The sequence below is a fragment of the Actinomycetes bacterium genome (genome assembly GCA_036000965.1).
Taxonomy (GTDB): Bacteria; Actinomycetota; CALGFH01; order CALGFH01; family CALGFH01; genus DASYUT01.
Map to the genome: position 1 here is coordinate 48,557 of DASYUT010000253.1, position 18,995 is coordinate 67,551.

Genomic DNA, 18,995 nt, shown 5'->3' on the forward strand with positions numbered 1-18,995 from the left:
ACACTCCTCACGCGCCGCCGACCAGGCCGCGGGAGCGCCACTTCTCGAAGATCGGCTTGATCTGGGCCTCGGCCTGGGCCACCGCCTGCTTGGGGTTGGCCTCCCCGCGCGCCGCCCTGGCGAACATGGTCGGGATCACGAACGTCCCGAAGACCTCGCCGATCGCGGTGTTGGACGGCCCGGGGTGGCCGATGTTGGTGCTCCAGTTCGTGGCGTCCTTGAGGAACGCGAGCTTGTTCGCGGGCTTGGCGCCGAACGGGTCGTTGGCCAGCCAGCCCTCGAGCTGGGGTACCAGCTTCGACCACGCTGGGAAGTCGTAGAGCTTGGAGGCGTAGGTGGCCGCCGCGAAGTTGGACGTGTAGTGGAGCAGGAACTCCTTGGCCGCGTCGACGTTCTTGGCGTGCTTGGGAACGATCCAGTTGTACATCACGTGCTGGGCGGCGCGCGCGTCCTTGGGTCCGCGCAGCGCCGGGACGAACGAGATGTCGTCGGCGACCTTGGGGTTGGCGCCCTGGGCGGTGCGCCAGGCCGAGATCGAGTTGAGGATGTAGGAGAGCTTGCCCGCGATCAGGCCCTGGTTGTTGGATGCGGCGTTCCAGGAGAAGACCTCGTCGGTCATCGCCTGCTTGAACAGCTTGGTCATGAACTCGACCGCGGCCACGGCCTCGTCGGAGTTGAGCACGACCCGCTCGTTCTGGTCCTGGACCGACGCGCCATAGGACCACAGCAGGGCCCGCCCGGCCATGTTGGAGTCGATCTCCTGGGACATGCCGATGCCGAGCTGGGTCCCCTTGCTCTTCTTGATCTCGCTTCCGCCCTTGAGCAGCTCGTCCCAGGTCGAGGGCCCGTTGGGCAGGCCCACCGCCTGCCACAGCGACGTGCGGTAGTCCCCCGGGTCGGGCACCCAGCCGGGCGCGTACGCGTAGAACCTGCCGGTGGCCGGGTTGAAGCTGGACTGCTTGCACAGCTCCAGCTGCTGGCCCCAGCGGCTGCTGGCCTCGTCGGTGATGTCCTTGAGGTCGTTGACGCTCGGCTCGAACTGCGACAGCGTCGCGATGTACTGGATGAGGTCGTGACCCTGCCCGGCCTGGACCTCGGCGGCGATGCGGGTGGGGATCTGCGCGTTGTCGATGTGGTCGACGGTGACGTTGACCCCGGCCTGCCTGCCCCACTCCTTGGCGAACGGGTCGAACCACTGGTCGTGGCTGGGCACGAAGTGGCTCCAGAGCAGGATCTTGAGGTCGCCGGAGAGCTTGGTCCGCGGCTCCGCGAAGGTCGTGGTGGGCGCCGCCGCCCCGGGTACCGCGGTGCCGCCGCCGGGTCCGCCGCCGCCCGGCTCGCTGGTGCAGGCGCCGAGCGCCACCCCCAGCCCGGCCAGGCCGACCGTCCGTAGGAACTGGCGCCTGTCAGGTGTCCACAGTGGACTCGGTCTTGAACCGCTGTCGGTCATGGGCGCGCCTCCTGGGGTCTCACCCTTGACGGCACCGGCAAGGCACACCCGCCAGTGGCCGAGAGCATCGCCCTGGCGTCCGCACCATGGCCGCGTGCCGACCAGATCCTGCCCGGCTGCGGTGGATCCCCCGCTCTGCCGATCCGCCGCGGTTGATCTCAACAGCCCTCTTACCGCGATCTGACCAGACCAAACCGGTTCCCACCGCCCGGGCCGCCCGGCTCGCATTCCTGGCCGCCCCGCTTCATAACCATCCGGGCTACGCTTGGCGCGCCGGACCCCGAGGTCCTGCTACCCCAGAGCGGCCAGGGCCTTGCGGTACTCCTCCGGGTCGCGGGGCTCGGCGGGCTGGTGGACGGTCCGGTAGCGGACCACGCCCTGCTTGTCGACGATGAAGGTGCCGCGGTTGGCGAAGCCGCGCTCCTCGTTGAACACCCCGTAGGCCCTGGCCGTCTCGCCGTGGGGCCAGAAGTCGCTGAGCAGGGTGAACTCGTAGCCCTCGCGGTCGGCGAACGCCCGCTGCACGTAGGGGGAGTCCACCGACACGGCCATCGTGGTCACGCGGTCGCTCTCGAAGCTCGGCAGGTCGTCGCGGAGCTGGCAGAGCTCGGCGGTGCAGATCCCGGAGAAGGCGAGCGGGTAGAAGACGACCACGACGTTCTTGGCGCCGCGGAGCTCCGCCAGCCGCTGCACGGCGCCGTTCTGGTCCTTGAGGGCGAAGTCGGGGGCCTCCTGGCCGATCTCGATGGGCATGACAGCGAACGTCCTTTCTGTACGGCAGCCACCATCCCGGCCAGGTCTGGGCCGGGACTCTGAGTCTACGTACAGCCTGCGGCCAAAGGTGAAGAATCTGGGGATTGACCTGAGCAACATGGTCTAGTTAGAGTCGGCGGTGCTGGCACGGAGGCATGCCTTGCGCCCCCGTGCCAGAGAACGGTAGGTCGGGCGATTTCCGCCGGACCAAGCGCCCCGGTCTCCTCCCGGGACTGGGGCGTGATCCGTCGGGGCCGGTGCTGCCGGTCGCGGCGGGCTGGACTCGTTCCCCGGGGCGGGTTCGGAGGGTGCCGTTCGGGGATGGAGAGCCCCGAGAGGGTCGAGGGCGCGGTGCACTCGAGGCCTGCTCGGGGCTCTTCAGTGCGCGCTGGTCAGTCTGCGCCCCTGGTGGCCTGCCACACCCGGTCCGCTGGAGGGGTGGCCTCCCGCACCGGTTGCCGCGCCGGTTCAGCCGCAGGGCCGGCCGGCCGCGTCGGTTCAGCCGGAAGGCCAGCCTGCCGCAGCGGTTCAGCCGGAGGGCCGGCTGGCCGCAGCGGTTCAGCCGGAAGGGTGGCCCACGATGTCGAGGCTGCCGCCGGCGCGGCCCCGGGTCGCGGCCAGGACCTCGGCCAGGATCGACAGGGCGATCTCGGGCGGCACGCGCGCGCCGACGTCGAGCCCGGTGGGGCTGTGCAGCCTAGCGAGGTCCAGCCCGGCCTCCCGCAGGATGGCCACGAACCCGGGGGTGTGGCGCCGGCTCCCCATGACCCCGACGTACCCCGCCTGCCCCTCGAGGACCCTGGTGACCGCGGGCACCAGGTCGGGGTCGTCGTGGTCGACGAAGACCACCGCGTCGCCCGGCCCAAGGCCGGTGCTGGCCTCGGCGAACGTCGCCGACCCCGGCGGCTCGGCCGTGACGGCCAGGCCCAGCACCTCGCCGATGGCGGCGAGCGCGCCGGCCACCGGGCCGCCGCCGCCGACCACCAGCCGGGCCTGCCCGGCGAACGCCTCCAGGAAGACCTCGACGACGCCCTCCCCCGGCTCCCCCTCGAAGCTGGTGTAGCGGCGCAGCCCCGACCGCTCCCCGGCCTCGAGCAGGCCGTGCCCGTCAGCCCCGGTCCTGCGGTCGAGCCCGTTGCAGCCGATCGTGCCGGCCAGCAGCTCCCCGCGAGCGCCGAACAGGGCCCGGTTGCCCGGCGCCGAGGGCGGGTCGCCCTCGATGCGGACCGTGGTGCCCATCACCACCGGTCGCCCCGCCCGCCGGGCCGTGGCAAGGGCCTCGAACACGTCACTCATCCCAGATCACCCCGCCCATCCGGATCACCCCGCCCCTCCAGATCACCCCTGCCCGGCCAAGTCCTCCCTGCCCGGCCAGGTCACCCCTGACCAGCCAGATCACCCGGCCCGGCCAGGTCACCTGCCCGGCCAGGTCACCCCTGCCCGGGCAGATCACCCCTGCCCCCGGCAGATCACTCCTGCCCGGCGTCGAGGTCCGGCACGGGCACCGCGCCCAGTCCGGCCGCCTTCCAGCCTGCCAGCCCGCCCAGCAGGACGCCCACCCGCGGGAACCCGGCCCGGCGCAGGCGGGTGCCGAACCCGAGGCTGCCTGCCTCGCCTGGGCAGTCGCAGTAGGCGACCACCAGCCGGTCCCGGTCCAGCGAGGCGAGGTCGGTCGGGCTCGGGCTGGCCGGGAAGCGCCGGTCGCCGGGCACGTGCTCGCCCGACTGCTCGTAGAGCGCGCCCGAGCGGATGTCGAGGAGCAGGACCGTGCCGGCCTCCATGCCCGCCTTCACCTCGACCGGAGCGAGCTCGAGGATGTCGGGGTCGTAGTGGTGGGTCACCTGCTGCCCGCCTTCACCTGCTGCCCGCCTGCTGCTTGAGCTGGTTGACCACGCCGCCGGCCACGACCACCTCGCGCTCGCGGGGGGAGAGGTCGAGCCGGGCCTGGAAGCCACCCTTGCCCTCGACCTCCACGTCCACCTGCTGGGCGCCACCGGCCACCGCCTCGCGCAGCCCGCCGATCGAGAGCTGGTCGCCGACCTCGAGCCGCTCGTGGGCCTCGGCGTCGATGAACAGCGGCACCAGGCCCTGCGCGATCAGGTTGCGCCGGTGGATGCGCGCGAACCCCCGGGCCAGCACGCCCCTGATGCCGAGCTGCAGCGGGGCGAGCGCGGCGTGCTCGCGGCTCGAGCCCTGACCGTAGTTCTCCCCGGCCACGATGAAGCCGCCCCCCCAGTCCTTGGCCCGCTGCACGAACTCCGCGTCCTCCTTCATGAAGGTGTACTCGGCGATCGCGGCCACGTTGGAGCGGTCTGCCATGACGATCGCCCCGTCGGGCGCCATCGACCCGGTGGAGATGTTGTCTGGCAGGACGATCAGGACCCGGCCGGTCATGTCGTCGGGCAGCGGTGGCGGGATCGGCGGCGTCTTGATGTTCGGGCCGCGGATGATCTCGATGCGCTCGCGCTCGGCGGGCGGGGCCGGGTCGAGGATCATGAAGTCGTCCACCACCGGGTCCGGGTCGTCGATCTCGGGAGGGTCACCCAGGGTGCGTGGGTCGGTGATCCTGCCGTGCAGGCCGGTGGCTGCCGTGGTCGCCGGCGAGGCCAGGTACACCTGGTCGTCCACGGTCCCCGAGCGGCCCTTGAAGTTCCGGTTGAAGGTGCGCACGCTCGCCTTGCCCGACGGGGGCGCCTGCCCGATGCCCACGCACGGGCCGCAGGCCGGCTCGAGGATGCGCGCCCCGGCCCGCTCCAGGTCCTCGAGCACGCCCGAGGTGGTGATCGTGGTGAGGATCTGGCGGCTGCCCGGGGAGACGGTGCCGGCCGTGGTCGCGGGCAGGTGGCTGCCCCGCAGGACGGCGGCGGGGATGGCCAGGTCCTCGTACCAGGAGTTCACGCTCGACCCGAAGCAGACCTGGAACACCTCGGTGCCCGCGACCTCCTCCACCGCCACCACGTTGTCGGGCTGGGACGGCTTGGCGATCAGCGGCTCGAGGGTGGACAGGTCGACCTCGACCTGCTCGTCGTAGCTGGCGTCGGGGTCGGGGCCGAGCTCGACCCAGTCGTGCTCCCGCTGCTGGCGGCGCAGGAACCGGCGCGTCTGCTCGTCGGACGGGAAGATCGCGGTGGTCCCGCCCAGCTCGGTGATCATGTTGCACACGGTGGCCCGCTGGGTGACCGGCAGGGCGGCCACGCCCGGCCCGGTGAACTCGAAGATCCGGTTGAGGCCACCCTTCACCGTGTACTTGCGGATGAGCCACAGGATGAGGTCCTTGGAGGCCACCCAGGCCGGCAGCTCGCCGTCGAGCCGCACGCCGACCACGGTCGGCGTGGGCGTCCGGAACGGCTGGCCGGCCATTGCCAGCGCCACCTCGAGCCCGCCGGCGCCGATGGCGATCGAGCCGACCGACCCCGAGGTCGGCGTGTGGGAGTCGGCGCCGAGCAGGGTCGCGCCCGGCCGGGCCACCCGCTCGGTGTGGACCTGGTGGCAGATGCCGTTGCCGGCCCGGGAGAAGCGGATGCCGTACCGGGCCGCGAACGTCTGCAGGAACAGGTGGTCGTCGGCGTTGCGGTGGTCGAACTGGAGCATGTTGTGGTCGACGTACTGCATGGCGGTGCCGACCTTGACCTCGTCAAAGCCGAGGGCCTCCAACTCCATGCAGGCCATCGTGCCGGTGGCGTCCTGGAGCAGGGTCTGGTCGATCCCCAGGGCGATCTCCTCGCCCGGGGCGAGCCGCCCCTCGACCAGGTGCGCCTCGAGGATCTTGGCGGTCAGCGTGCCCTGCATCCTACCCTCCACGGTCGAGCGGCGACGGCGCCCCCGATCCTACGCCCCGGCCAGGGCGGCAGCCGGCCGCTCCTACCCGCCGGCCAGGGCGGCAGCCGGCCGCCGGTCGTCGGGCAGGCGCACCGGGTCGTCCCGCACCCGGCCGAGCAGGGCGAGGTAGTCGGCCCTGGGGATCTCGCGCGCGCCCAGGCGCACGAGATGGGGGGTGAGCACCTGCACGTCGACGAGGCAGCCGCCCCCCTCGGCGAGCCGGGTCACCAGGTCGACCAGGGCGACCTTGGATGCGTCGGTGGTTCGGTGGAACATGGACTCGCCGGTGAACACACCCCCGAGCAGGAGCCCGTACAGCCCGCCGGCCAGGGTCCCGTCGTCCCAGACCTCGAGGCTGTGTGCCCAGCCGATCCGGTGTAGGCGCCGGTAGGCGGCCCGCATCCGTCCGGTGATCCAGGTGCCCTCGCCCCGCCGGTCCGCGCAGGCGGCGATCACCGCGTCGAACGCCTGGTCCACGGTGGTGTGCCAGCCGCAGCCGCGCAGCCGCTGGCGGAGCGAGCGCGACACCTCCAGCCCTTCGAGAGGCAGAACGCCCCGGGGGTCGGGCGAGAACCACGGCAGCGGCACTCGCGGGTGGGGCCAGGGGAAGATCCCGTGCCGGTAGGCGTGCACGAGCGTCTCCGGCTCGAGGTCGGCCCCGAAGCCGACCACGCCGTCGGGCCCGGCCGCGGCCGGGTCCGGGAACTCCCACCGGGACGCCGCCACCCGGAGCGGCGCGCCCGGGCCGTCGTGCAGTCCCCCACCCTCTCGATCCAAGCCTGGACTCCCGGCCACCCTCGTCCCACGGCCGCTCGTGGCTGCCTGGCCCTGCGTGCCCGCCTGGCCCTGCCGTGCCCGCCTGGCCCTGCCGTGCCCGCCTCGCCCGGTCCCGCCCGCCTCGCCCCGCCACGCCCGCCTCCACGATACCGACACAGCGCCGATACCGACACAGCGCCCGCCGCGTTCCATCGCCGCCCAGAGCGGGCTCAGCGGCCCGAGGCGGCCAGCCGCACACCGAGGGCGACCAGCACCGAGTCCATGCCGGCTCAGTCGGCGTTCTCGCGCCGCAGCATGTACCACTCCCGGAACTCCCGGCAGCGGCCCTCGCCGTCGAACCGGAGCGCGAAGACGTTGTGGTACTCCCGCTGGAGGGTGCCGTCGGGCTCGAAGTAGCGGCTGCGGCCGGTGGCCACGGCCAGGTCGCCGTCGACCGCGAGCGGCTCGTAGCTGCCCTTGTAGGTGCCCGGCTCGTCCCGCTCCTCCAGCCACGCCGCGACGATCGCCTCCCGGCCCCGTTCCGGCTCCCCCCACGGCTCGTACGCGTACACGGCGTCCTCGCTGAACAGCTCGCCGATCGCCTTGGGGTCATAGGTCCGCCACGCCTGCACGTACGCGTCGAGCCAGGCGGCCACCTGCTGCCTGTCAACGGCCATTGCTCCTCCCCTCGGCGGCGCCCCGGCCGCCCCGCAAACCCTACGTCAGGATGTCGTCGAGGCGGTGATGCGAACGTCGGGGCTACCAGGGCAGGCCGTCGCCGGCGTGGGCCAGGTGCTCGTCGCAGAACTCGCAGAACTCCTGGAAAGATGGCCGCATCCGCGTCACCGCAGCAGGGCGCAGCAGTCGCCAAGGAGGAAACCTTCGCGATGAGAGCGATGACTTCCTCCCCGTCGACCGGTCTCTACTCTACGGGGGACCGCGAGTCTCTACTCTACGGGGACCGCGAAAGGAGCTCCGCTGTCGCCGCGACCGCTTCCCGAGTCGAGCACGACCGTCGTGGTCATCGACGGTTCGCTCACTGGCGCCGATGTGCCGCGCCTGTGCGATCGCGTGCGCGTCCTGCTCGAGGGCACTGACGCCGAGCTGGTCGTCTGTGACGTGGGCGCGGTTGTCCATCCGAACGTCTGCACGGTCGACGCTTTGGCCCGGCTGCAGCTCATGGCGCGGCGGCTCGGGCGCCAGGTTCGGCTGCGCCACGCCTCGTCGGAACTGCAGGAGCTCCTCACCTTCGTCGGGCTGAGCGACGTCCTACCGCTCAGCGCCGGCCTACCGCTCGGGCGGCGAAGCTGGCAGACCGAAGAGCGGGAACAGAGTCGCCGTGTCCAGGAAGGCGTTGAATCCGACGATCCGCCTGCCTGAGATCTCGATGACCTGGAGCGCCCACGGCTCGTAGCTCCCTCCGGGGCCGCTGGGCCGGTACGGGCCGAACGCCGGCAGACCGTTCGCCACTGTCGGGACGAGCCGCGAGCCGCGACAGCCCGCTCCTGGCCCGACCCACCACCGCAAGGAAATCCTGGTCGGGGCGCGAGCGATTGGGTGACAACCGCGGGGCTCGATGAACCAGTTTGAAGGAGCCGGCAGCAACGATCAGCTCGGGGTCCGCCCGAAGAACCCCGCGAGACGGTCGTAGAGCGGCGCGTCGGCGCGCACCGCCACTTCGGGCCCGAACACGCGTCCGCTTGCCTCGTCGCCGCGGAACTGCGGCTGGAGGTTCTGTCTGGCCCAATCGAGCGCCAGCTGCCCAAGTTCAGGGTCAAGGTCGGTCGACTGCCCGGTCGCCTTGGCGATGTCCCAGCCGTGGACGGCGAGGTCGGCGATCTGCTGGTCGACCCGCCAGGTGGCCGGGACCTCGCCGGAGGGTAGCTGCACCGTCTGGTCGAGGGCACCCTCATGCTGCCAGGCCGCCAGCAGCGAGCCGGCCGCCTGGCGATAGGCTGCGGCCCAGTCGTCGCCGATGACGTCGGTGTCGCGCTGTTCCCACGCTCCGCCGCCCGCCATCACGGTGAACTGTTGCACGTCCTGGACGACGTGGTTGACCAGGGCGCGCACGTCCCAGGAACGGCACGGGGTCGGCATCGTCGCCTGCTCGGACCGAACCCGGGAGATGATGACGCCGGTCTGATCCAGCGCACGGGCAAGCAGGGCGATAGGGCCGCGGACCACGGTCATCGATCACGTCTCCTGGTGTGGGCTGGGTGACGGCTCTTCCCCTCGCGGATGCCGGCTGCCGGGACGGTGTCACGTGCTGCAGCAGTTGTCACCCCAACCCCCAGACCCTCTGGGCGACCCACGGTCTTGGGTCGAGACCTTCAGCTTCAACTCAGGCGACCACTTCAACACCCGGCCGGACGGCACGGTCAACGAGTTCTTCCACTGCCACTGGCCCTCGACCGTTCGCGGCTCCGCCAGCCATGCGCCGGGCCTGGCGGGGCCGCTTTGCTGCCAGGCGCCCGATCTCCTTCAACCAGCCGTTTGAGCAGATGGCCGCATCCCTATGAGGCGGGCGGCCCAGGATGGCAGCCACCAGTTCCAGCGGCCGAACAGGGAGACGAGTGCCGGGACCAGCAGCGCGCGCACCACGGTGGCGTCGAGCAGGATGCCGGCGCCCAGGCCGGTGGCCATGATCTTGATGTCGGTCCCGGGCGCGCTCGCCAGCGAGACGAAGGACAAGAACAGGATCAGCGCGGCGCTGGTGACCAGCCGGCCAGTGCGGCCGAGCCCCTCGGTGATGGCGGTGTCGGTGGAGCCGCTGCGGTCGTACTCCTCGCGCATGCGGGCCAGGATGAAGACCTCGTAGTCCATGGACAGGCCGTAGAGGAAGGCGAAGGTCATCAGCGGCACCCAGAAGGTGATGGCGCCGGTGGCGGGGATGCCCCAGATCGCCTGGGAGCCGTAGCCGCGCTGCCACACCAGCACCAGCACCCCGTACGTGGCGCCGACCGAGACCAGGTTGAGCAGCACCGCCTTGGCCGGCAGCAGCAGCGAGCGGAACGCCCTGGCCAGCAGCACGAAGGTGACGGCGGCGATCACGCCGAGCATCAGCGGGAAGTTGCCGTAGATGGCGTGGAGGCCGTCGATCAGGTCCGCGCCGGCGCCGCCGACCCGCACACCGGGAAGCTCGGCGACGGTGTCGCGCACCCGGGTCACCACCTCCCGGCCCGCGCTCGTGCCGGGCTCGTCGACCGGCAGCACGCTGACGAGCGCCGTGCCGTCCCGGCGCCACGCCTGGCCTGCGGGCGCGACCGCGTCACGCACGCCGGGCACGTTGGCCAGCCGCGCCGCGGCCGCGGCCGGGTCGGTGCCTGCGGGCACCAGCACCTCGATCGGGCTGAGCACCCCGGCGGGCACGCCGGCGCGCCGCAGCGCGGCCAGGCCCTCGGCCGGCGGGCCGGAGGTGGCCAGGGTGTCGGCCCTGGCGTCGCCGACCTGGATGCCGAGCGCGGCGAAGCCGAGCGCTCCCAGGACCACGGCGGCGCCGAGCGTCGCCGCCCAGCGGGCACGAATGACGCCGTGCGCCCAGGCCGTCCAGCCGCGGCTGGCCACCGTCTCGCTGCGCAGCCGCGGCCAGTCGATCCGGCGACCCACGGAGGCCAGCAGCACGGGCAGCAGCGTGACGGCGACGAGCACGCTGACCAGCGGAATCAGCATGCCGCCGAAGCCGATGCTGCGCAGGAAGGGCACTGGCAGCAGCACCAGGGCGAGCAGCCCGATGGCGACGGTCACGCCGCTGAAGAGCACCGACCGACCGGCGCTGGCCATGGCACGGTGCACCGCCTCGGCGGCGGGGTGGCCGTGGGCGAGCTCCTCGCGCCAGCGGGTCACCAGCAGCAGCGAGTAGTCGATCGCCACCCCGAGGCCGATGAGCGCGACCAGGAACTGCACGATGAAGTTGACGTCGGTGAAGGTGGTCAGCCCGAGGATCACCAGGAAGGTCGCCAGGATCGAGACCGCCGCGATCAGCAGGGGGACGAAGGCAAGCAGCGAGCCGAACACGAAAGCCAGCACGGCCAGGGCGCCGAGCCCGCCGAGCAGCGTCTCGGTGAGCACGCCGGTGCCGCCGCCGTCGCCGGCGGACAGCTCGTCGAAGCCGGTCACCCGCAGGGTCGCTTCCGGCGGCAGGGCGCCGCGCATCGCCGCGCTCACCGCCGGGCCGAGGTCGGGGCCGCCCGGGCCGCTCGGCGGTGGGAACACCAGGCCGAAGGTGGTGCGGCCGTCGGCGGAGACGAAGCCGCGGTCGCCGCTGGAGGCCCAGGAGACGACCCGCAGACGCGGGTCCCGGGCGACCGCGCCGAACGCCCGGCCGAGGTCCTGCCTGACCCCGGGGCTGTCCACGGTGGTGTCTGCCGGCAGCGTGACGACCGGCACCAGAGGGCGGGCGTCGGCGCCGTTGCCGTAGACGCGGAGGATGGCCTGGTTGGCCTCGTAGCTCTTGGCCCCGGGCAGCGAGAAGTCGGTGGCGAGCCGGCCGGACACCGTGCCGGCGGTCGCGACGCCCACGGCCAGGACGGCGAGCCAGCAAAGCCCGACGGCCAGCCGGTGGCGGAGCAGGAACCTCGACAGTCGCTCCATGTCGGCACCTTTCGTGGGTCTGTCGGTCTTGGACACGGAGCGACGCTACGGGCCGGCGGCGCGGGCGTCGTCAGACCAGCGGCGCGAGTTGGCTGCACCGTTGGGGGTAGGCGCCGGCGGCGTCCGCTGCACCCAGGGAGTACTCAGGACTGGCCGGGGGTGACCAGGCCGGTCTCGTAGGCGACCACGACCAGCTGGGCGCGATCGCGGGCGCCGAGCTTGGCCATGGCCCGGCTCACGTGGGTCTTGGCAGTCGCCGGGCTCATGAACAGGCGCTGGCCGATCTCCTGGTTGGAGAGGCCGCCGGCCACCAGGGCCAGCACCTCGCGCTCCCGCTCGGTCAGCGCCGCCAGCCGCGCGGGGTCGCTCGGCGGCCGGGCGGGCCGGGTCGCGAACTCGGTGATCAGCCGGCGGGTGACGCTCGGCGACAACAGCGCGTCGCCGCCGGCCACCACCCGCACCGCCTGGCGCAGGTCGTCGGGGTCGATGTCCTTGAGCAGGAAGCCGCTGGCTCCGGCGCGCAGCGCCTCGAAGACATACTCGTCGAGCTCGAACGTGGTCAGCACGACCACGCGCACGCCAGCGAGCAGCTCGTCGGCGACGATCCGCCTGGTCGCCTCCAGGCCGTCCAGCACCGGCATGCGGATGTCCATGAGCACGACGTCGGGGCGCGCCGCCCTGGCCGCGTCGACCGCCTCCGCGCCGTCGGCGACGTCCCCGACCACCTCGATGTCGTCGCCGCGCTCCAGCAGCACCCGGAACCCGGCCCGGACCAGCTTCTGGTCGTCGGCGAGCAGCACCCGGATCGGCGGCATGGCTCACACCCCCCGCTCGGCCGGGAGCGACGACCAGACCCGGAACCCGCCGGCGGGCCGCGGGCCGACCTCCAGCCGTCCGCCGACCGCCGCCGCCCGCTCCGCCATGCCCGCCAGGCCGTGGCCGCGCTGCACTGCGGCGGGCGCGCCGGCCGCGCCGCGCCCGTCGTCGCAGACCTCGATGACGACGCTGTCGGGCTGGTAGCGGACCGCCACCCTCGCGGTGGTCGCCTGGGCGTGGCGGGCCACGTTGGTGAGCGACTCCTGCAGAATCCGGTAGGCGGTCAGGTCGACCGCCGGTGGCAGCGGTCGCGGGTCGCCGGCCACCACGGTCTCGACGCGCAAGCCCCCGCGGCGGGCGGCCTCGAGCAGGCCGTCGAGCTGGCTGAGGCCGGGCGTCGGCGCCAGCGGGGCGCTCTGGCCATCGCCGCCGCGCAGCACGCCCACGGTGGCCCGCAGCTCGGCCATCGCCTCCCGGCTGGCCGCCCGGATCGTGCCGAGCGCCTGCCGGGCCTCATCGGGGGCGTCGGCCAGCACGTCGGCGGCCACCCCGGCCTGCACGGTGATGACCGAGATCGTGTGCGCCATGACGTCGTGCAGCTCGCGGGCGATCCGCAGCCGCTCCTGCTCCACCCGGCGCGCCGCCTCCCGCTCGCGCTCGACCTCCGCGCGGGCCAGCCGCTCGCGCACCTCGGCCAGCCACGCCTGGCGGCTGCGCACCGCCTCGCCGAGCAGCAGCAGGGTGACCAGCAGCGAGGCCTGGGGGAGGAAGCCGGCGAACACCTCGGCCGGCGGCGTCCCCTCCCTGACGCCGGTGACGAACACGCCAGCGGTCATGAAGAACGCGGTGACCAGCAGGCCCCAGCGGAAATACCCGGCGACCGCGGCCGTGTACAGCGCGACCGCCAGCGGGAAGGCCGGGCTGACGCCCGGGTAGTCGAGCGAGTAGTAGAGGAACAGGGCCGCGGTCGACGCCAGCAGCACGCCGAGCGGCCAGCGTCGCCTGGCCAGCAACAGGACACCGTAGCTGGCGGCCAGCGCGTAGGCGAGCGGGTTCAGCGGCCGTGAGCCTGGCTCGGTCGCCACGCCGATCGCGATCACGTTGACGACCACGACCGCCACGGCCAGGCCGGCGTCGACCACCGGCGCGGGCACCCGCCGCAGCCGCTCCCACAGGCGCGTCTCCATGCGGCTACGGTAGGGGACCGGCGCCCGACCCGGCATCCCCCGTGGGGTGCGGCCCGGCTACCACTGTCAGGGTATCGGCATGGCCTGTACCTGCATCCCGTCGCTCCACAGGACGATCTCGCCAGCCGTCCTCAGTAGCCGGCGCCAAGCAGACGACGCGCGAGCCGGCCCTGCAGCGAAGTGATTCCCTTGACGACCCACGGGTCCCGAACAGGAGCACGGCGTCCACCTCGTAGGTGCTCAGCGGACGAGACGATGGTCCTTGTGTTGGCTCTCACCGCCCCGACCGGAGCTGGTCGGCGGCCCAGGCGCCGAGCAGGCCGCGGTAGTGGGCGACGAACTGCTCGTGCTCGTGCGGCGGGAACGCGTGCTGGATCGTGGTGACCAGTAGGTCGTCGAACTGGGCGCTCTGGACGTAGTCGCGCATGCAGTCGTCGGCGGAGGCCAGGTGCTGGTCGCAGAACTGGGTGAAGCGGTCCACCTCGTAGTAGTCGTCGACCAGCGCCCGGTAGGCGGCCAGCTTCTCCTCCCACTCGAGCTCGGGATCGTCGGCGACCGCGTACCAGCGGCTGATCTCGGTGTCCAGCCGCATCGCCCGGCCGGTGGTCACGCAGTACAGCGACCACTTGGCCAGGGCTGTGATGGCCCACGGGAAGTAGTAGCCCAGGCTGATCAGGGCCATGTCCGGGGTGGCGTTGGCGAAGTCGATCGGGTAGGTGCGGCCGTCGCGGACGACCACCTCGAAGGAGTTGAACTCCCATCGGAAGAAGGCGCCGACCAGCATGCCGAAGGTGACCACCTCGTTGCCCAGCTCCGGCGTCAGGAACCCGTGGTCGACCTGGTAGCGCAGGTGGAGCGGCCGGGTCGGGTCGTAGTGCATCACCTGCGTCTGCGGCCCGATGGCCAGCCCGCGGGTGAAGACGTCGTAGCCCTCGACGCCGGCTTGGACGTGCATCAGCTCCCGCCCGGAGGCGTCGTAGGCACGGTGAAGCTCCTCAGGGTCGCCGATACGGGTCACGTTCACCCAGCCGCCGCCGTGGAACGGCTTCATGTACATCGGATACCCGACCCGCTCCCCCACCGCCCCCAGGTCGAACGCGCGGTTGTAGCGCGAGGCGGTGGGGGCGAAGCGCTCGTTGTCGGGTGGGACCTTGTGGGGCAGCAGCCAGGTCTCGGGCACGTCGAACCCCAGCCGCATCGCCGCGCAGTACCCGGCGTGCTTCTCCATCGACTGGAACGTGAAGGGGTTGTTGAGCAGGTAGGTCTGGTCGAGAAGAGCGAGCTTCTTGAGCCACTCGCGCGGGTGGTCGTACCAGTAGGACAGCCGGTCGACGACCAGCGCGTGGCGGGCCGGCTGGCGCAGGCCGAACGGTTCGATCGTGACGCGCTCGGTGGTCACCTCGTGGGTCTGGCCGCCGTGGTGGATGCGCGGCGCGAGCCGGCCGAGGTACTCCTCGAAGGCGGTCGGCCAGTCGTCCTCGGTACCGAGCAGCAGTCCGATCAGGTGGGTGACCACGGCACCTCCGTCTAGGTCGACCGGCCAGCGGCGGCTCACTGTAGTTGCTGGTCCCCTGCGACGGCCAGGGAGCAGGACCCGCTCGTTCCGGTCCTGGCGCCGGCCTCCGGGTGCGTGCGAAGGCCTTCGCATCCTGGCCACCGTCCCACCGAAGCCCGGCACGCAGGTGCGCGGTTCCGCCCGGGCCACTGGCGGGATCGGCGCGGCGCCGGTAGGGTCGAGGCCGGGCTGGCGTCCGGCGTCCTGACCTCCCGACCACCTCGACCGCACCGGCGGGTGATCGCGTGCTCCTGCAAGTCCTCTTGCTCGCCCTCCCTCCGAGCGGCGCGTCTCTCAGGGAGGCATGCGGCCCCGCCGAGCAGGCGGGCGCCATCTGCACCTCGGTGTACGAGGCGACCAGCAACGCCGCCCTGGCCCGCCTGGCCGACCTGCTGCTGGCCCGCCCAGCCGGGGTGCTGCTGATCCTGGCGGTCGCGTTCGTGGTCAACCGGCTCGTGCGCCGGGCCGTCCGCCGGCTGGTGGCGTCGATGACCAAGGACAAGGTGCAGCGGGGACTCGACAGCCTGCGTCTGCCGGTCCTGGACCCCTCCGACGAGCTGCCGACCCTGCGCCGGCTGCAGCGCGCCCAGACCATCGGTGGTCTGCTGCAGAACGCCGCCTCGGTGGCGATCTGGAGCATGGCCGTGCTGACCGCCCTGGAGACCATCGGGGTCAACCTGGGACCGCTGGTGGCCGGGGCCGGGATCGTCGGGGTGGCCCTCGGGTTCGGCGCCCAGCACCTGGTGCGCGACCTCATTTCGGGCATCTTCATGCTGCTCGAGGATCAGTACGGGATCGGCGACGTGATCGACGTCGGCCCGGCCACCGGCACGGTCGAGGGGGTCGGGTTGCGAAGCACCCGCGTCAGGGACATCGACGGGGTCCTCTGGCACGTCCCCAACGGGGAGATCCGCCGGGTCGGCAACATGTCCCAGGGCTGGTCGCGGGCGCTGCTGGACATCGAGGTGGCCTGGTCCAGCGACCTCCCGCACGCCACCCAGGTGCTCGAGCGGGTGGCCGAGGAGCTGTGGCGCGACGAGGAGTGGTCGGGCCTGCTGCTCGAGCGGCCCGAGGTGTGGGGGGTGGAGGAGCTGGGCGCGAATGGCGTCAAGGTGCGCCTGGTGGCCAAGACCCGCCCGCTCGAGCAGTGGAAGGTCGAACGCGAGCTGCGTGCCCGCATCAAGGCCGCGTTCGAGCGCGAGGGCGTGGCGATCCCGCTGGTGGTGGAGACGGTATGGCCCGAGCGGCACCCCGCCGATCCCGACCCGGATCCCATCGACCCAGCCGCCAGCCGCGACGGGGCCGGGGGCCGGGACGGGGGCCGGGACGGGGCCACGGATCGCGGCGGGGCCACCGACCGTGACACGGCCACCGACCGGGACGGGGCCACCGACCGGGACGGGGCCACCGACCATGACGGCGGGGCGACGACGGCCCGTCGCCGAGACCAGACGCGCTAGTGCGTCACGCAAATATCGGACCTACCTGAGGATATTGTCCGATCAGGTCGGCGCGGAGCTGGGCCAGGGTCGGCGGCGGCACGCCGTCCGGGCGGGCCTGGAAGCTCGAGTCGAGCAGCATCCGCTTACCCCAAGCGACCAGCGGCTCCAGGCGGCTGGTGTCCTCGGCCAGCTCGGTCACCCAGTCGGCCCGGCCGTAGGTGAGGTCACCGTCCACCATCACCAGCTCGACCCAGGACGGGTCGGCGGCCAGCACGTTCTCCCAGGGGTCGTCGTAATGGCGCTCGAGCACCAGGAGGTCGGCAGGCCGGCCGGGCCGGAGCGCGCCGAGGTGGTCGTCGAGCCCGGCGATGCGCGCGGCGGTGCCGGTCACCATGGCCACCATCTGGCGCGGGTCGGGCTGGTGGCCCTGAGCGGCGAGCACCCGCGCGGCCACCTTGAGCTCGGCGAGCAGGCTGGTGCTGCCGCTCGGCAGCCAGTCGGCGCCGAGCCCCACCGCAACGCCGACCTCGAGGGCGTCGGCGGCCCGGGTGGTCTCCCCGTACAGCCGCAGGTTGCTCTGGGGCGACCAGACGAGCTTGGCGCCGGCATCGGCGACCTGGCCGAGCTGCTCGCGGGTGAGCGCGCAGCCGTGGATAAGGACTGTGGCCGGGGTGAGCGCGCCGAACTCCACCAGCCGGTCGAACTCGCGCTGGGAGCGCTGGTCGTCGCCTCTGCCCTCGGCGAGGTGGAGGTAGAACGCGGTGACCTCCCCGGCGCCGATCGCGGCCAGGATCTGCTGCAGCCGGTCGAAGTCGCGCGACCCGGCCGAGGGCAGGTCGATCATGGACCGGGCCTTGTGCTCGCCGAAGATGCGCAGGTCGACGTTGCGGACCAGCGCCTCGTCGGCGCTCCTGGTCCGGCCGCTGGCCCCCTGGATCGCGGTGGTCCCGCCCGCCACCGCCCGGACCTCGGCGTAGCGGAGCTGGGTGCCGGTGGGCAGCGCCTCCAGCAGCCGGTTCTGCGGGTCCCGGACCAGCGCCTGGTAGAGGTCGCTACCGCGCCACTGGTAGCGGTTGGTGAACGGCCGCGGTGGCTCCCAGGCCGCGAACACGTTGAACTCGGGGTGGCCGTGCAGGTCGATCAGGCCGGGCAGGATCACCCCGCCGGTCTCGCGCACCCGCACCCCCTGGGGTGGCTCGGGCTGCACGGCCGCGATCCGGCCGTCGAGCCCGACCACCACATAGCCGTCGTCGATCGGCACGTCCGGGGTGAGCACGCAGCCGCGCAAGGCGACCACCTCGGCCGGGACGGCCCGGGCGACCTCCCGCCCGGCCGCCAGCCCCTCCGACGGGAGGACCTGGTCGACGACCCCGGCCCGGTACGCCTCCTCGAACCGGTCGCGATCCCCACCGGCCTGCCATCGATCCTCGCCGGCCTGCCGTGAGGACCCTGCCATCGCCACCCTCTCCTCTCGCGTCCCACTCAACGGTCGCCGCGCCCAACCTCAACGTGGTCCACCCGCTGAACGTGGTCCACCCGCTGCCATCGCCACCCTCTCCTCTCGCGTCCCACTCAGGTCCAGGGTCTGCGCCCGCTCCCGCTCGGGTCCCGGTCCCATGCCCGCTCACGGCCGCCAGGGCCACTCCCGGTTCCGCGCCGGCTCACGGCCGCCAGGGCCGTTCCCGGCTCCGCGGCCCCTCACGGCCGCCAGGGCCGCTCGTCCGGGGGGACGGTGACGACGATGGTCGCCCGCTTGGCCTCGGCGTCGCGGCCCTCGCGGTCGGCCCACGACCGCGACCGCATCCAGGCCGGCAGCCCGGCGGGCAGGTCGCGCTCGGGGATGGCGGCGTAGTCGCTGGAGGTGAGCCGGTCGGTGTAGGGGATGAGGTCGCGCCCGACGTCGGGGTGGCGGATGCGCTCGTGGAGCCGTGCGAGGGCGCTGTTCCAGTTCTGCAGCATGGCCCCCATCAGGGCGGCATGCCGGTCCGGGTTCCCGCCCGAGCCGCTCTCGGGTGCGGTCGGGTGGGTGACGTGCTCGTAGGCGGCGTCGAAGCCCTGGCCGGCCGGGGTCGCCCGCCACCGGTCGAAGGCGTCGTCGGCGAGGCGGCCGAGGGCGACCACCGCCTCCACCCCCCGGTCGACCAGGAGGGCGTCGAGCCAGCGGTTGCGGTAGTCGACGATGGCGGGGTCGTGCTTGTGCCGCTCGCCCGCGCCCTGCCCGTAGACGCTGTAGAGGAACGTGTTCACCATCACGTAGCTCGTGTCGATGCCCAGCTTGGCCAGGAAGCCCTGGGTCCGCTGGCCGGCCGCGCCGACCAGGATCCGGCGCACGATCACCTCGTGCTGGGCAGGGTCCTGGCCGATGAGGACCACCCTGGCGCTGCCGTCAAGGCGCCCGCGGTGGAACACCGGGCCCCACTCGACCCGGAAGCCGGACGGCGGGTAGACCTCCTGGCCCGGGTAGCTGGCGCACAGGGAGCGGAACGGCTCCTCGACGTAGCCAGGGTCGAACTCGTGCCCGTCCATAGGCAGCCCTCCTGTCGCGGTCGCGCGGGCGGCTCGCTACGCTTGCGTCATCGAGCCCGCAAGTCAAGCGGCGCGGCCGGGTCAGGTTGCGGCGGGTGACA

General features: G+C 72.7%; 17 protein-coding genes and 1 pseudogene. 2 read left to right on the top strand and 16 right to left on the bottom strand.

Features of this window, described 5'->3' with window-relative positions:
• Nucleotides 1-7: 7 nt before the first annotated feature.
• From VG276_22060 to VG276_22095, 8 genes are all read right to left on the bottom strand, one after another.
• The gene (locus VG276_22060; protein HEV8652005.1) at nt 8-1,450 is read right to left on the bottom strand and encodes an extracellular solute-binding protein; all 1,443 of its coding nucleotides are present in this window, start codon (nt 1,448-1,450) and stop codon (nt 8-10) included.
• A gap of 291 nt (nt 1,451-1,741) precedes the next feature.
• Nucleotides 1,742-2,203: a peroxiredoxin gene (locus tag VG276_22065; protein ID HEV8652006.1), complete on the bottom strand. Its 462-nt coding sequence runs from the start codon at nt 2,201-2,203 to the stop codon at nt 1,742-1,744.
• Between the two features lie 558 nt (nt 2,204-2,761).
• Nucleotides 2,762-3,499: an XdhC family protein gene (locus VG276_22070; protein ID HEV8652007.1), complete on the bottom strand. Its 738-nt coding sequence runs from the start codon at nt 3,497-3,499 to the stop codon at nt 2,762-2,764.
• Nucleotides 3,492-3,656 (bottom strand): hypothetical protein, encoded by a 165-nt coding sequence (locus VG276_22075; protein HEV8652008.1) that lies wholly within the window; start codon nt 3,654-3,656, stop codon nt 3,492-3,494. Before VG276_22075 ends, VG276_22070 begins: the two co-directional genes overlap by 8 nt.
• 16 nt (nt 3,657-3,672) lie before the next feature.
• On the bottom strand, nt 3,673-4,044 hold the full coding sequence (locus VG276_22080) for a rhodanese-like domain-containing protein (protein HEV8652009.1): 372 nt from the start codon (nt 4,042-4,044) through the stop codon (nt 3,673-3,675).
• A 13-nt stretch (nt 4,045-4,057) separates the two neighbouring features.
• A complete protein-coding gene (locus VG276_22085) occupies nt 4,058-5,992 on the bottom strand; it encodes an aconitate hydratase (GenBank protein HEV8652010.1) in 1,935 nt (644 codons plus the stop codon).
• Between the two features lie 72 nt (nt 5,993-6,064).
• A complete protein-coding gene (gene aat, locus VG276_22090; protein HEV8652011.1) occupies nt 6,065-6,799 on the bottom strand; it encodes a leucyl/phenylalanyl-tRNA--protein transferase in 735 nt (244 codons plus the stop codon).
• A gap of 269 nt (nt 6,800-7,068) precedes the next feature.
• The gene (locus VG276_22095; protein ID HEV8652012.1) at nt 7,069-7,455 is read right to left on the bottom strand and encodes a nuclear transport factor 2 family protein; all 387 of its coding nucleotides are present in this window, start codon (nt 7,453-7,455) and stop codon (nt 7,069-7,071) included.
• Between the two features lie 340 nt (nt 7,456-7,795).
• On the opposite strand from VG276_22095, the gene VG276_22100 reads away from it, so the two are divergent.
• The gene (locus VG276_22100; protein ID HEV8652013.1) at nt 7,796-8,158 is read left to right on the top strand and encodes an STAS domain-containing protein; all 363 of its coding nucleotides are present in this window, start codon (nt 7,796-7,798) and stop codon (nt 8,156-8,158) included.
• Here the strand turns inward: VG276_22100 and VG276_22105 are convergent.
• From VG276_22105 to VG276_22130, 6 genes and pseudogenes are all read right to left on the bottom strand, one after another.
• Nucleotides 8,066-8,299, bottom strand: a pseudogene (locus VG276_22105) (RNA polymerase subunit sigma-70). The gene VG276_22100 and the pseudogene VG276_22105 overlap by 93 nt on opposite strands.
• Before the next feature lie 87 nt (nt 8,300-8,386).
• Nucleotides 8,387-8,968: a TIGR03086 family metal-binding protein gene (locus VG276_22110; GenBank protein ID HEV8652014.1), complete on the bottom strand. Its 582-nt coding sequence runs from the start codon at nt 8,966-8,968 to the stop codon at nt 8,387-8,389.
• Between the two features lie 291 nt (nt 8,969-9,259).
• On the bottom strand, nt 9,260-11,368 hold the full coding sequence (locus VG276_22115; GenBank protein ID HEV8652015.1) for an MMPL family transporter: 2,109 nt from the start codon (nt 11,366-11,368) through the stop codon (nt 9,260-9,262).
• A gap of 143 nt (nt 11,369-11,511) precedes the next feature.
• Nucleotides 11,512-12,183: a response regulator transcription factor gene (locus VG276_22120; GenBank protein HEV8652016.1), complete on the bottom strand. Its 672-nt coding sequence runs from the start codon at nt 12,181-12,183 to the stop codon at nt 11,512-11,514.
• Between the two features lie 3 nt (nt 12,184-12,186).
• Complete coding sequence (locus VG276_22125) at nt 12,187-13,371, bottom strand: sensor histidine kinase (GenBank protein ID HEV8652017.1); 1,185 nt, start codon at nt 13,369-13,371, stop codon at nt 12,187-12,189.
• A 274-nt stretch (nt 13,372-13,645) separates the two neighbouring features.
• On the bottom strand, nt 13,646-14,887 hold the full coding sequence (locus tag VG276_22130) for a hypothetical protein (GenBank protein HEV8652018.1): 1,242 nt from the start codon (nt 14,885-14,887) through the stop codon (nt 13,646-13,648).
• A 284-nt stretch (nt 14,888-15,171) separates the two neighbouring features.
• Between VG276_22130 and VG276_22135 the strand changes: the two genes are divergently transcribed.
• The gene (locus tag VG276_22135) at nt 15,172-16,386 is read left to right on the top strand and encodes a mechanosensitive ion channel family protein (protein HEV8652019.1); all 1,215 of its coding nucleotides are present in this window, start codon (nt 15,172-15,174) and stop codon (nt 16,384-16,386) included.
• Nucleotides 16,387-16,390: 4 nt separating this feature from the next.
• Here VG276_22135 and VG276_22140 read toward each other — a convergent pair whose 3' ends face one another.
• Both VG276_22140 and VG276_22145 read right to left on the bottom strand, forming a co-directional pair.
• Nucleotides 16,391-17,824 (bottom strand): amidohydrolase family protein, encoded by a 1,434-nt coding sequence (locus VG276_22140; GenBank protein HEV8652020.1) that lies wholly within the window; start codon nt 17,822-17,824, stop codon nt 16,391-16,393.
• 242 nt (nt 17,825-18,066) lie between these two features.
• On the bottom strand, nt 18,067-18,894 hold the full coding sequence (locus tag VG276_22145) for a uracil-DNA glycosylase family protein (protein ID HEV8652021.1): 828 nt from the start codon (nt 18,892-18,894) through the stop codon (nt 18,067-18,069).
• Between the last annotated feature and the right edge of the window lie 101 nt (nt 18,895-18,995).